Source organism: Shewanella sp. 4_MG-2023 (assembly GCF_030548015.1).
GTDB lineage: Bacteria > Pseudomonadota > Gammaproteobacteria > Enterobacterales > Shewanellaceae > Shewanella.
On sequence record NZ_JAUORL010000008.1, the window covers coordinates 82,784 to 97,557 of the forward strand.

Here is a 14,774-nt window from a genome sequence, read left to right on the forward strand (position 1 = left end):
AAGTCACTTACCCGTACTGCGCCCACAATAATTTAAAGCTCATTAAAAATGCCATGGTGATCACCAGCGGTTTAATAATTTTTACCCCTTTGGTCATCACTAAGCGTGAGCCAAAAGTTGCGCCGATAGCTTGCCCGACTAACATAATAAGCCCTAATAAAACCGCCACTTGGCCGCCAATCATAAAAAAGATTAACGATGACACATTAGTAGCAAAGTTAAGCACTTTGGCATGGGCGGTGGCTTTAGCCAGTCCGTAACCTGCCAGTGACACAAAGGCTAAAGCAAAGAAACTGCCGGTTCCGGGTCCAAAAAATCCATCATAAAACCCCACCCCAAGAGCGGCAGTAAAAGCAAACATGGCAGGTGTCAGCACTTGTTGTTTATCTTCTTCTGAGATTTTTTTAGAAAACAAAAAATAACAGCCAATGGCGAGGATAAGAAATGGTAATACCAGTTCTAATACGGTGACATCAATCATTTGTACAATAATGGTGCCCACTGCAGCGCCAATAAACGCGCACACAATGGATAAGCGTGCTTGTTTTAAGTCAACCATGCCTTTGCGAATAAAGTACAAACTAGCAAAAAAGCTGCCGCCACAAGCTTGCAGCTTATTAGTACCTAAAGCCGCAGCTGGCGGTAAACCCGCCCACATCAATGCAGGAATAGTGAGTAAACCGCCACCACCGGCAATGGCATCAATAAAACCCGCCAATATGGCGACGAAAAATAATATAACAGCAATTTGTAGGGTTAACTCGAACATTAGATAGGTCTATAAATCAAAATAATACGCTATTAGACCTGCTTTAATGGCAAAATTCAAAAGCTATCTGCATTAGATTGTGCCTTAGTTTATCCAAACGTTTGCGTCGCTATTTTTAATAACACTGAGCCTGTGAACATTTAATAATTGTTGACAGATATCGGCTAAAAAACGCAAAAAGGTAACCTAAGTTACCTTTTTATTAGTGAGTAAAGTGATTGCGCTTTTTAACTGCGATTAACAGTGCAATTAAAAGCCCCAGAACAAGTTGGTGATTAAAAACAGCACCAACATACTTATGAAGTTAATAATCATACCTGCACGCATCATTTCAGATTGCTTGATATAACCTGAGCCAAAGACAATGGCATTAGGCGGGGTGGCGACAGGCAACATAAAGGCGCAAGAAGCTGCAATACCAATCACCACTGAAATCATCACTGGCGATAAACCTAAGGGCTCAGCAATTGCAGCAAAAACTGGCACCAGCAATGCGGCGCTAGCCGTGTTACTGGCAAACTCAGTTAATAACACCACAAAGGTAATCACTGCAATCATAAATAGCGCCATGTGGGCATCGCCAAAAATATCTGTCACAAAGTGGGCTAAAAACACACTGGTGCCTGTGGCTTTTAACACTGCACTTAACGTGAGGCCACCGCCGAACAGGATAAGTACTCCCCAGTCCGTGGTCGATTCGATTTTTTTCCAGTCCACTAATTTAAGGCTGGCAAGCACAACTACCGCACCTAAAGCAACAATGGTATCAAACTTACTGATCCCACCAAGTGCTTGGGCTAATGGTTTACTGAATATCCAACCACAAACTGTAGCTAAAAATATAATCAGGGTTAATTTTGCACTAACGGTCATTTTTACATTTTCTGTTTTTATCTCACACACAGTCGATAAATCAGGTTTTAAAAATAGATAAAGCGCGATTAACATGCTTGGTAACATAATAGCCACAGTGATTAAACCAAACTCGAGCCAATCACTAAAGCTTAAGCCCACTTGTGCCGCAGCAATGGCATTAGGCGGACTGCCCACTAGGGTACCAATTCCACCAATGTTGGCAGAATACGCGATTCCCAGTAGCACGAACAAATAGGTTTTACGGTACTGTTTAAAATCCAGTTGATGCAAAATACCCAAGGCTAGTGGCAGCATCATTGCGGCTGTTGCCGTATTACTGATCCACATCGACAGCACTGCGGTCACTAAAAACAGTAACATACAAGCAATACTCAACTTACCTTGAGACAGCAGCAACACCTTTTGCGCAATTAAGCGGTCAATGCCCTGATGATTTAGCGCCGCCGCCAACACAAAACCACCAAAGAATAAGAAGATAATCGGGTTAGCAAAATTACTCATGGCGGTGGAAGTATCAAACACCCCCAAAAACACCGCTAATATCGGAATTAAAATGGCGGTAATACTGATATGAATCGCTTCGGTTAACCATAGAATAGCTGCAAAAATAAGTAGCGATAGACCGGTATTGACCCCTTGTTCAAAGGGTAATAAATGATATAGCAAGGCAAACAAGGCAATGTTGCCAAACAAGATGATGAAGTCAGTTTTATTGTTTTTGGTTGTCGTCGACTTTGTTGGGCAGTTTTCCATTAAAGCGTTCTCCCTTATTTTTTAATGACAACAATGTAAACAGAGTAATAGGTAAGATAAAGCATTGTTTTTGGTTGCTTGATTACATAGTCAAGCCTGCGCGGCGTGAGATGAATCCCATTACCAGCCACTGTTGTGACGCGCAACGATAGTAACACTAGATGTATTGTGGTTATTAAGTTTCAAATTGACGGAATTCGCCATTTAGTACTCTCAAACTGAATGTTTATTAGCGTTTAAATAATGTGACATAGATCTAACTGGCCCAGGATAAACTTGTAATAAGACAAAGTTAATTAGCGTTTCGTGATCTGTAATAACCATAAGTGGTTTTAAATGCCGTTTAGAGAAATGATAAAATAGTGATGGGTGATGGGTGACGGGCTATTAATAGTAAAACTAGCTTAGCAAAAAAGATCCTTTAGCAGCAGGAATGCTCAATAGGGGCGTTAAAAAAGTAAAATAAAAACTCAGTAAGGCACATCCGCCTTACTGAGTATTAGTCGTTATGCGATTATACGATGCAATAACGCGAGCTTAGATTTCACCCGTCACAATGCAGTAACCAGTAACGGCCTCTTCACCGTGCACTTGAACCTTGGCATATAACTTATGATCAGCTAGCGGGTAATGATTGTATAAAAGGTAAGTGGGTGTTTCGCTGATGTCCTGGCCATCAACTGCATCGATGCGATAAATATTACTTAAGATCGGCGATTTATAGCCATCAATGTTAACCACAGGTTCATTTGAACGTAAAATATCAATATTAGCCATGGTGATATCATCACCACCAGCAACAGTGCATGATAGATCACTTGCATGCGCCATACCTGTCAGCGCGGCGATGCTCAAAGTTGAAACGAGTAGTGTTTTTTTAAAAGAGCTCATCAGGTGTTACCTCAATATCGTAAGTTATTACTATTTTAAACAACTAACCTTAATAGGATGAATCACATATGAAGGATGTGACCCTCTTGTAAACTCATCCACGGACGAGTGATTAAAACTGTCTGCATTACCGGAGGAAAACAGCGAACAAAAGACCATTATTAATATGAATATAGGTTATTAATAGCTATTCTGCACTGCGATATAAATTAGGGCCTACTTCAACATCTAATCATTACAATTCACCAGCATAAGTTTTAATTCAATGATAAATTTGATCTAGCCTAGGGGCTGATGATCTTTGGTGGGCAAGGTTTGTCGCCGCTTTCTACTGCGTTATCGCTTGTTCAAGTAGAACAAGATGTCACCAGCTCCGCCTGCTAGAAAATGGCGACAAACTGCGGCAAAATTCATCTCGAAAGAGCAACCGCCCTTGAAGAACTGCTACTGCCAATCCACCAAAGAATAAGTAGATAATCGGATTAGCAAAATTGCCCATTCCTGTAGAGGTATCACCCCCCCAAAGAATACCGCTAGAATTGGGAATAATATTGCGGTAACACTGATGTAAATAGCTTCTGTTAACCATAAAACAGCCGAGAAGATTAATATCGACAAACCCGTGTTTATGCCTTGCTCAAAAGGGAAAAATTATAGAGCAGAGCTAACAACACAATGTTGCCGATTAATATACTGAAGTGCCTTTTGTTTGTTTTTCTGCCATCGACTGATTTGGATTTTTTCCATTAAAGCGCCCTCCCCTATTTTCTATTGAGAACAATATAAAACATACCCACGAGTAAGATAAATCACTGTTTTATTACATGGAGAAACACCACCTTCGTGATGCTCGCTGCAAAAAACAAACAGTTTGCAATTCGATCGCACAATAACATGAGTAAAAAAATCTAGTTATTAAGCATCAAAAATGCAAAGTTATTCACCTAAAGCGCTTTAAGTGAATATTTATTAGCACGCAATAATGTGAGATAGATCTGATTAAGTGTAAATAACATTTTTGCAGGGCAAAGTTTGTACATTTTATGTGAACCAGAACAAGTCTTATACTTTATCCATAGTGAATTTAGTTTACTTAGACGCGATAAAATTTTCGACCCATGAAAACGCTTTATCCCATTAAAAAGCCACCCTATCGGTGGCTTTACTTTTTACAACACATAGCGTGCACAATACCGAAATACTAACTCATTACTGTAGAGAAACAATTTCATTGAAGTAAGAAAAATTTTCATCAAATTCAAATTGTTCCCCTGTACCCATATTAGGGTTACCGTAGAACTGGCTTAATTGGCCATCTGCAGTAAGAAAAAATTGGCCGACACTTATAGGTGTAATGATGCCATCAAGGTTTTCCTGAATACTTGTAAGCATTGCATTAGCGTTGTGTGCGTGTTCACCGTAAAGGGTAATAACATTGGCTAGTAGAGTGTCTAATTCTTGTTCGTTTGTTGGAGCTTCAACACTTAACGCTTCAATAATCGCTAATGCTGAATTGTTGTCAATGCGTGGTTGTGCAATTAAAAGCATTTCTTTTAGATCTAGGTGCGTAAGGCGGTTTGAGATTCTGGCCAACTTTCCATGAACTGCTAGAGTTTTCATTTCTTGGGGTAGCATCAAGTCAGTTTCGACAGACTCTTTGAGGCGGTTAAATGCAGCAATCTTGGGGTTGATAGTTGTATTTTCAACAACAAAGCCAACATTTACGGAGTCAGTGTTATTTGCTGAGTCAGTGCCGTTGATAGTAATGACTGTGTTGATGTTCTCAGTCAAATTTGAAAACGTAAATGAAACAATGTTGTTTTTAATCGAGTAATCTACTTGTGCAAAACCTTCAACGGCTTCAAGTCCAGTTACCGTCAATGTAACGCTACCTGTTGGGTTGCTGTAGTCAATGACAACATCAGTTGTTGCGTCTTCTAATACTGTGTTGCTGCTATTTTGAGTGGACATAGAGAGTACAGGCTTAGGGGTTGAAGGTTCACTATCACCACCGCCACATGCAGTAATAAGCGTTAACGATAAAATGACAGCACTTGTTTTAAGAATTTTCATACGAATTCCTTGATGTATTATTTTTTATTTGAGCTCATATAACGAATAGTTAGGATGATCGAGTTTGAACTTAAATAGAGCAAGCCTCTGGTGATTCAAATGAAAACTCGTTTATTTGAACAAAATCTTCATCACAAATCTGATTGCCACCGATTTCTTTACAGAATTGATAAGCGTAATCAAATGATTCGTTGTCAATTTGGGTAGCTTCATCAAAGTACAAAATACCGTCCTGTGTTTGTAGCACTTCTACAGGGGTTTCGGCTGTTTCATTATCAAGGTGATCTGTGAATGAAGTGCCTTTGCTAATTCTGCTCAATTTAAACGTGTTTAATTTGGCGCTGTTTCCGTTTAAAAAGTTAACTTGGTTGGTCGTACATAGTGGAACTTTGTCACCAAAATGCTTTACGTACCACTCTTGTTCACTTGCTGATTCATCAGATAAAGCATGATTAATTTGAGGCTTGTTGCCGTCTTTTAGGTCAATTACTGCTTGTGTAAGCGCTGACGCATCAAGCTGACCTGCACCGCAACCGAATGATATACATGAAGCTGTCATGTGAGTTCGTGATGTAGATTCAATTAAAAATGACAACACTGATGATTGGATATTGTTGTCAGCACGTTTCGCAATAGCAGCTGCTGCCGCAACAAGGGGAGAACTTGCGCTTGTGCCAGACATTGTGACAGCATTGGTTGCGTCACCTCTTGAAAGTACATAAATATTATCGCCTTGGGCGCTTATGGACAGAGTATCGCCATAGTTGCTGTAGTTTGATTTTTCATTTGTACTTGATAATGCACCTGCATTCACAATACCACTACACGAAGCAGGGTAGAGTTTGCCATTTGTATTTTCGTTACCTGCACTTGCCACGATTAGCACCCCTTTAGCTTGTGCAAGCCTAATGGCGTCAGTCATATAAAAGCTACATGCATCATCAATTGAACCCATGCTGATATTCACTACATCCATCGGCTTGTCTAGTGGCTCTAAGTCAGGATAGTTTGTAGTATCTAGCTCTTGAGCTGCATATAAAATGGCTTGTGCTATTGTATACCCCCAAGCTTGACCGCCTGTTCCAACTCTTGCAGCGAAAAGGCTTACGTTGTCAGCTGCCCCTGCAATACCTGTTTCATTGTTGCGTAGCGCACCTACAATTGATGCTACTCCCGTACCATGAAAATCGCTGGCTACATCGTCAGGGATGATGAAATCTTTTCCGATCTCAGCAAAATCATTATCGGTAAAGCTATATCCTCCGCTATAAACCATATCGTTGCTGTTGGCGAAGCTGGTGTCGATAATCATCACAGATACTTTGTCTTCAATATCTGAAACAAGATGATTTGCGAGTTCAAACCCTAGACCTTGAATATGATCAACAGTGTTGCCATGTAAGTAGCTTTGTAGATCGTAAAAGCTGTCATTAGGTGGCAATACATTGGTGTCACTCTGCGAGGTCGCAAGCGAGTCTAATTCAACGGTTTTAAATTGGTTAGTGTGTTGAAGTGAGCTTAGTAAATCTTCTGCGGTGGTTATTTCAGAATTAATTTCAACAAGGTAATGATTGCTTGCATTCGCAGTAGCCGTTGAAGCGATTTGGCTTGTGCTGAATTGAGCCGCCTTTGAGTGAGGTTTTGTGAAACAAATAACTTCACCTGATTCTTGGGCAGTTAGGCATGTTTTAAGGCTTTTAGATTGCGCCATGGGTGCTGCCATTTGTCGAGATTGTCCAATATCTGAATCAGATAATACAACTCGAATGGTGTCTGCTTGCGCTGATGTTGCAAGTAATGCCGTGGTAATAAGAGATATAGTAAAAAGCTTTTCCATAAATTTTCCTTTTATCACGAAATAACGTAATAGAATCAAAAGAAAACGAGTTTATTCAACCTCGTTATAGAAGTTAATTATACTCAAGAAGGGTGTTAATTACTTGCTAAATGACCATAAGTAGTGACTACAGCTCAAATACGATATAAAAAGCCAAATAACGCATTAAATTCAAAGTAAACCAAAACAAAAATAGTATATTCTAGATAAACAACCCCCTCACAAACCACTGTTAACGTTAGTGTAAAATAAATAAAAAGCATAAAAATACATTATATCAGCCATTACCAGTAGGATATAAAACACAAGTTAAAACAGTGATTACTTTGAAACAGTTTGCATCACAAATTGACCAATTAATGAGTTGAAAACGAAGCTTATAATATCATTCTTAATATTCTGTTGATGACATGGTTAATCAATATTATTTGATAAGGAAATGCTTATCATCACATCTGACCAAGTAACTTAATAATCGCAAACAACTGAATGTTTTACCAATTAAAGCTCACTATGTTCGTTAAGATAACTTTCTGTTAAGTTATTTCCGTTGTAACTTATTTTATTAATAATATTCTTCAAAAGACCTTGTTGCCTCTAACAACTACCTCTTGTTCAACCCGAGAAAAGATTTTCATTAAACATCTTTACTTGCTCTAACGTTTGTTACGTTATTTAGTGCTCCAGGATTAAGTTCAGCAGGAGAGTTTGAACCTACTATTGGCTTAGTCAGCTTTGCTGCTGGCTTGCAAACCACTTTTAGTGAAAACTCAAAGCATGCTTACGGAATTGTTGTAGGTAGAGAGGAATTACAAAGTGAAGATGGCTTATTTGCAGATAAAGGTGACATTGAAACATCAACCTCTATTACATTAAATTTTGGCTATAAGTTTTAAAGTTCATAGAAATGAACACATCAGTGAGCACGTAACTAAACACAAAGATATAAAGCCAATAAACTCATGTAACATGTACTCCATAGACAACGCCTCATATTGAGGCGTTCACATTTTCCGGAGCTTAATTGCATGCCTCATGTCGAAATCAAATATTCAGATAATGTAGATATTGGTACCCATAAAATATTTGATGCAGTAGAGAAAATAATTAACGACCATGATGCGAGTGCTGGCGTATGCAAATCTAGGGCTTATCCCTGCGCACAGTATAAGTAAGTAAAATAAATTTCGTCCGTTTGCATGTAGCACCTTTGATTTAGTTATTACTCTTAAAGGGGATACTAACCTAGTGGAGGATAATCTTATATCGATAAGCTATAAGAAAAGAAGCGGCTATCTTTTACAAAGCCCATTTTTTCATAAACTGATTGGGCCGGAAAATTCACCTTAGCAGTGCATAAATCAACCCTTACGGCTTGAATACCGCGAGCCAATTCAATAGAGCATCGGATAAGTAAATTAGCGGCGCCTTGATTTCGATAGTCTGGCTCAACAAATAGATCATTTAACACTAATACTTTACCTAGCTCTGTGGATGAAAAACTTTGATAATTAAGTACAAAACCAATCGCTTTATCCGCTTCAGTGTAAGCCCCAAATATGAACGCTTCTTGATTATTTAACCGTTCCATTAAATAGTCAGCATATTCAGTTACGGGCTGATCAACCCCGTAAAAATGCATATACTGGCTAAATAGGGGCAAAACATCATCAAGTTGTTCAACTGTAATGCGTTTAATAATCATAGCGTCCCTCTTACATTATCCTTGATTGATATAAGCCAATACGGCTTGTACCGGCTTTTGGGGCAAGCATCCTTAACATAAGCCTGAAGGGCTATAAATCAAGATAACTACAAGCCAGAGTTTTGATACTCAACTTCATCGAGCCCTAACTGCTCGGCATAACTGCGGTTAGGAACGATACGAAATTCAAATTTCAAAATACTTAAGCAAGCCTCAAAAAAGCCTTCGCCAAGCCACTGCTTATCAAAGCTCATTAAGGCGTTAATCATGGCATCTGCGCCACTGCCTTGTTTAATCGACTCTGGAGAAATAGCATCGACAACACTTGCGACCAAGCCATATAAATCTTTTTCAGCATCGCCTTCTACAGACCACATAGTCGGATCGGCATATTGCGCAGCGTAATGGCTGGCAGCTATATCAGAACCTATACCAAAGTTTACTAAGGTAGCCTTACCGTCTCGGCAAATGATATTTTTAGGACAAATGGCCCCATGGTGAATATCTAAACTGTGCAAGTATTGTAGTGCTGTTAATAGTTGAATAAACCACAACCTGGGTTGACCCACTTGTATTGTGGCCACTTCATCTAGCGCGACCCCTTGTACCCAATCTCTGGCAATGAATAAATCATCCGACTGTGGCAATTGCCCAAATGCCAGCACACGCTCAACATGTGGATGATAAATTTTAGCCAGGCTGCGATACATGTTACTCAGGGTGTGCCATTGGTTATCCACATCTTGATAAACACTGACGCAGCATGGGAAGTTCCCTTGTAAATGCAATGCCCGCCATAGCTGGCTGCGAGGCGTTGCTGAAATAAAGTGATCGAGGCGGTAATGATGATCAACCACCGCGCCCTGCTCGATAACGATTTTGTGCGGTAAAGTGTCACACACACCTAAATCGATAACTGCAGATAAATCACAACGAATCGCGTCAAGGTCAATGGTGCTGCCTTTGGCTGCAGCGCGATACCATTGGTAAATACGTGGTTGTACGGTTTTTTCAGCTAATTCTAAAAAGGCCGTGGCATAAGCTTGTATATCTTCACTGGTATTAAGTGAATCTTTAATATCAATAAATTCAACGTCAGCGTCATCTGAGATAAATATACAATTATCTTCCCAGCCACCTATGGTGTAACCGCGGCGATGGATTTGCTGTAAGCCGGTGACACTGCGGCGCAGAATTTCTAACAGCTGATAAGTGGTTTGCTGTCCAATATCAAAAATATTCAGTGGCACACCACGGGGCATTCTGATGGGCAAGACCACCTGTTCACCATCTTGAATAAGTGGCGCGCAAAAAGGCACGCAGCTACAACCTGAAAGTGACTGAATCCGTTTAAATTCATCACGCAATTTTTGCTCGTGATAATTGGCATCAATACTGTCGTCAAACTCACTGGTCACCAGTATTTTCAACAGCCATGGCGCGGTCCAGCCACCCGGATTATATTCTGATTGCCAAACTTCCAAGCCTTGCTGCAGGAATAAACATTTGAGCTTAATGAAATCTTGAATTTTGTTGTTACGTTGCTCAACCAGTGCCACCTGGCCTATGGTGTCTAATACCATTTCTTTTTGAGTGTCGGTCACAGGATGAATATGCGGCGCCGTTAAGCCCCACTCTTTGGTTAACGCGGCGATGATTTTTGCAGGGGTATAAATACTCAGTTTACCGGTATCTTTTTCAACCAGAATTTCTTCGCCTTTACGCCCTGTAACAAACACCATGCCCTGACACCAAGGAGCATAAACGCCCACAGGAATTTTGTTCTTTAATTTACCCGCTAATACTCGGGCGACATAATTGGCTTTTGATAAACTATTGTCCACATGACGACCATCCAGTGACCAAGCATGTAAACCAGCGTTTAAGCGACCAATGTAGCCTTTTACGTCAACCACATACACACCAAACTCACCGACAACTAAGGCGTCAACCTCCATTGCTTGGCCAGTTTGAGTAGGAATTTCTACATTGGTTAAAAGGAGATAATCTTCAGGAAGTTCGTCAGATAAAAGAGAAAATGCCCAACGTTCGGCATCATTGACTGGGGTACCAAAGCTAATGTGTCTTGCCATTTAAAATGCGACTCCATAAATACTGCGGGATATTAACTTCCCTTAACTGCATATGGCTCCATCCTATAATATAAAGACACAAAAAAACCACCTAATTGGTGGTTTTTGTTTTCAATATTTTAACAGGCTAACTAGTGGGTGTGTGAGCAGTTGTCGTCACATTGATGCTCATCATCAGCAAACTCGTCATCACCTTCTTGATGTTGCATTACGCCCCATCCATCTGTCATGCCGTCAAACTCTTGGGCAAAGGTGTTTAACTCAAGTTCTTTAGCCACCAAGTCATCATAAGTTGGCACCATGTTTAAACAAACAATCAGCTCCCACTTTTCGATTTCTTCGCTAAAGTTAAGCTCTAACTCACCATTTGAGCCCATTGCTGCGAGTGCTTCTAATGCTGATTCTGCATCGCGTTGATCATCAAAAATCAAAAAGAAATCAACATCAAGTGCTACAGTTAAGTCAATACCAGACTCAGCCATTGCGGCTAACATTTTACCATTGTCATCATCAGGGAATTGCATGCTTGTATCCTTATGCTGTGGCAACAATTTGAATTTTATCGCCATTAAATTCAATGACATCACCAACGACACACTTTTTACGCTTACGTGTGTCAACTTCGTTGTTTACTGTGACTAAGCCTTCAGAGATGACATGCTTAGCTGCACCGCCACCATCGACTAAACCTTGTACTTTTAATACTTTATATAACTCAACAAACTCATCGCCACTCAAAAGTGCGAATTGTGCAACTTGGCTGCTCATTCAATTTTGGCCTTTAATCATAAATATGGGTTGCATTATACCTGATCACTGCTTAATACCAACCATCTCGCCGCTAACGAGTTATCAATTAACAAGCTGCTAGCATTTTTAGCGGATCGGGATGAATATAGTTGAAATTAAGCTGTTGGCAAATCAAATTACCATTTATTACTTTACTGGCTAATTGGGTTTGATTAAATTGCGGCGCTGCTAAGCCCAAGTCAGCAGTCGCTGCTTGGTAAAACTCAACGCGAGTAGGATGACTCGGCGCAGTTAAATTGTAATAGCTCGACACATTTTTCCCAGAGCTCGTCGCCGCCAATATGGCCTCTATTGCCTGAATGCAATCATCAAGATGAACCAAATTAACCGCGACATTTGCGCCGCTAACATCGGTTTTACCAGCAAAAAACTTACCCGGATGGCGCTTAGGGCCAATTAAGCCTGCAAAGCGCACGATACAAGCATTATCCATTGCAGCAATTAACGACTCCGCAGCCAATAATATTGCACTTTTATCATCATATGCCGCAGCATCCGCTTCGGTCATTATGCGATTTTTAGCAGGATAAACCCCTGTGGTACTGATAAAAATCACCCGCTGATATTGGCGCGGTGCAATCAAGTTGACCAAGGTTTGAATATGCTCAAGATAATGACTTTCACCTCGGCGCAGGCCCGGCGGAATATTAATGATTAACGCATCGGCTTCAAGTAAGCCATCAAGCTGTGTTGCTTCAATATTTTGCTCACTTAAATCTAGCTTATAAGCATCAATACCCAGTGAGGATAACTGCTCACAACCGGCTTGGGTTCGCTTAGTGCCGCTAACCTGATAACCTTGTTTAACTAATCTTGTCGCTAATGGCAGGCCAAACCAACCACAGCCGATAATTGCAATACAGTTCATGAAAATCCTACGGGTTAAAAAACGCTAAAATTAATCATTAATATGGCAAACATAAAAACATACAGGGGCGTGAACTTCTAGCAAGTTAGCTAGTTTTTTTGATAAATCTTCTAGTTTTACCGTCTCAACAATCGTTACCCCTTCATCAATTAAGCATCTAAAACTGGCCTGAGTACCATGAGCTGAACAACTAACTACATGGGGCTGCTTAGATGCGGTTGATGTCATCATTACCTTGGCGATACTACCATCGGACAATTTAACAATGGAGCCCGGAGGAAAAACGCCTAAGGTTTTCACTAGTATGCTAATCAAGGCTTTATCATGTTTATCAGCACGACTTTTAAATAAGGTGCCTAATGCCAATTGTGCTGAGCCTGTGCTTTCTAACAATACCGTATAGTCATTCGCTAGAATCACGATTTGGGTCAATAAAGGAATGTGATTTTTGGTGAGTTTATTGGGGTAACCACTATCATCGATATACTCATGATGATGTAGCACAATATCCAATATGGCTTTAGGGAATAAACCACTTCTATCTAGCATTTCATAGCCGATATTGGGATGGGTCTTTATATAGTTTCGCTCGTGACTAGTTAAATCAATGCGTTTGCGACGTATGGCATCAGGTATTTTTAATTTGCCAATATCATGAAACACACAGCCTAACGCAAGATCTCGCATTTGCGCAGGGGCTAACTCAAGGCTGTGCCCCATTAAAATGGATAACACAGCAACCGAGATCCCATGCTGAGCCATGTTTATTTCTTTATCAGCACAGTTAACTAATCCAATTTGTGGCTGTTTGGTTTCATGTAAATGGGTTAATAGTAACTCCACGACTGTCACTGCTTCTCGATGTGATACCGGCGGATCACTAATGACTTTACTATATGCGGGGCGAAGATTACTGCAGGCTTTACTGAAGCGAACTCGACTTGTATTTACTGACTTTTTGATTATGGCGTTAATATCAAACGCGGGGGCCACTTCCGCAGCAACCACAGGTTGACTGATAACGGGCTCAACAAATAAATGCTGACCGTCAATCACAGTCACATAGTTAATGCCTAAGCTATTAATCAGTTCAATTTCTGCTTGGGAGCTAATCAGTACTTTATTACGAAAAAACGGATTATTAAACCACGATAACGGCAGTTTTACCGTCATACCGACCACCAGTTGTGATAACGGTATATTGATAGGCTCAGTTTTAGCCACTACTTTAGCCAAGATAAGATCCTTTTTAACCGCCATAGCAGCCGCTGGTATTGGTTTTTATTTCTGTCAGCTACTATGACTTAACATGTTTTACTTATTCACCTTTATCGAGTCGGTTATTTCTGTTGCAATAACTTTATTAGACACGCCTCGATTATGTTTGGCTGACTCGACAATCTTTTGAGTATGCTGCGCGGCTTGTGACTGTTCATCTGGCTCATAAAGTTGAGCATCTTGTTGTTCTTTCGCCATGGCAAGTTCAGCTTCTACTGCCATATAATCGGCTTCATTTTGCCAATCTTTAAAATAATGCTGCAATCGTTTTGATTTTAATAAATAAATAGCTGACCAAAAGATAAATAATGCATCAAGTGCAAAGCTGACTTTGAAAACAAAATGATCGTGAACCAGGCGTTGGCTAAGTAATAAAGCATCAACAATCAGTAGTAGCCATAGAATGTACTTAATCTGATTAAATAGCGGCCTTAATACCTGTGGGCTGCGTTTTCTCTCCGCAATCACTAATCCATAAATAATTACCGCACCAACCCCGCTCGCTAATGCCAGTAAAAAATCGCTTTTTTCAGGATAAAATAGTCTCACGAGCCCAGTGCGATCGTTAAATTGGGTTAACGATGCAATAAAGACACACCAACCACGGGCGAGAAAGATCAGCATTAAATACAAAAATATCGGCGGTTTTATATGGCCCTTGTCATCAAGCCAAGTGATATTGCTAAAATTCACAGGGTATCCAGTTTATTAGGTAAAGGCTTACTTGCTTAGTTCGAAGCTAGGTAAGCCTTAACTTATGCTATTAATAAATTGCCAGTAGCTACTTTTTAAGATTATTTAAAGCGACTAATTGTTAGTGA

General features: G+C 40.1%; 11 protein-coding genes and 2 pseudogenes. All 13 read right to left on the bottom strand.

All coding sequences use genetic code 11. The features are described 5' to 3' along the window. Positions 1-7: 7 nt before the first annotated feature. Entirely contained in the window at positions 8-769 is a 762-nt protein-coding gene (locus tag Q4546_RS06465; protein ID WP_102440410.1) for a TSUP family transporter, read from the bottom strand. A gap of 249 nt (positions 770-1,018) precedes the next feature. Next, on the bottom strand, positions 1,019-2,398 hold the full coding sequence (locus tag Q4546_RS06470; protein WP_102440411.1) for a DASS family sodium-coupled anion symporter: 1,380 nt from the start codon (positions 2,396-2,398) through the stop codon (positions 1,019-1,021). Between the two features lie 537 nt (positions 2,399-2,935). Then, complete coding sequence (locus tag Q4546_RS06475) at positions 2,936-3,289, bottom strand: hypothetical protein (RefSeq protein WP_102440412.1); 354 nt, start codon at positions 3,287-3,289, stop codon at positions 2,936-2,938. A gap of 442 nt (positions 3,290-3,731) precedes the next feature. After that, positions 3,732-3,999, bottom strand: a pseudogene (locus Q4546_RS06480) (Anion transporter); the annotation flags it as partial. Between the two features lie 499 nt (positions 4,000-4,498). After that, positions 4,499-5,362 carry a hypothetical protein gene (locus Q4546_RS06485; RefSeq protein ID WP_303445930.1) on the bottom strand — a complete coding sequence of 288 codons (864 nt, stop codon included), beginning with the start codon at positions 5,360-5,362 and terminating at the stop codon, positions 4,499-4,501. Between the two features lie 70 nt (positions 5,363-5,432). Continuing rightward, positions 5,433-7,199, bottom strand: a complete 1,767-nt coding sequence (locus tag Q4546_RS06490) for a S8 family serine peptidase (RefSeq protein WP_303445931.1) — start codon at positions 7,197-7,199, stop codon at positions 5,433-5,435. 1,261 nt (positions 7,200-8,460) lie between these two features. Further along, positions 8,461-8,904 (bottom strand): N-acetyltransferase, encoded by a 444-nt coding sequence (locus Q4546_RS06495; RefSeq protein WP_303445932.1) that lies wholly within the window; start codon positions 8,902-8,904, stop codon positions 8,461-8,463. A 107-nt stretch (positions 8,905-9,011) separates the two neighbouring features. Beyond that, entirely contained in the window at positions 9,012-10,997 is a 1,986-nt protein-coding gene (locus tag Q4546_RS06500) for an NERD domain-containing protein kinase family protein (protein ID WP_102440414.1), read from the bottom strand. A gap of 131 nt (positions 10,998-11,128) precedes the next feature. Beyond that, the gene (locus tag Q4546_RS06505) at positions 11,129-11,521 is read right to left on the bottom strand and encodes a ribonuclease E inhibitor RraB (protein ID WP_102440415.1); all 393 of its coding nucleotides are present in this window, start codon (positions 11,519-11,521) and stop codon (positions 11,129-11,131) included. 10 nt (positions 11,522-11,531) lie between these two features. Beyond that, complete coding sequence (locus Q4546_RS06510) at positions 11,532-11,765, bottom strand: RNA-binding S4 domain-containing protein (protein ID WP_102440416.1); 234 nt, start codon at positions 11,763-11,765, stop codon at positions 11,532-11,534. 88 nt (positions 11,766-11,853) lie between these two features. After that, a complete protein-coding gene (locus Q4546_RS06515; RefSeq protein ID WP_303445933.1) occupies positions 11,854-12,675 on the bottom strand; it encodes an SDR family oxidoreductase in 822 nt (273 codons plus the stop codon). Between the two features lie 30 nt (positions 12,676-12,705). Continuing rightward, positions 12,706-13,911, bottom strand: coding sequence for an HD-GYP domain-containing protein (locus Q4546_RS06520; protein WP_303445934.1), 1,206 nt, complete (start codon positions 13,909-13,911; stop codon positions 12,706-12,708). A gap of 282 nt (positions 13,912-14,193) precedes the next feature. Beyond that, positions 14,194-14,646, bottom strand: a pseudogene (locus tag Q4546_RS06525) (DUF2919 domain-containing protein); the annotation flags it as partial. Positions 14,647-14,774: the final 128 nt, after the last annotated feature.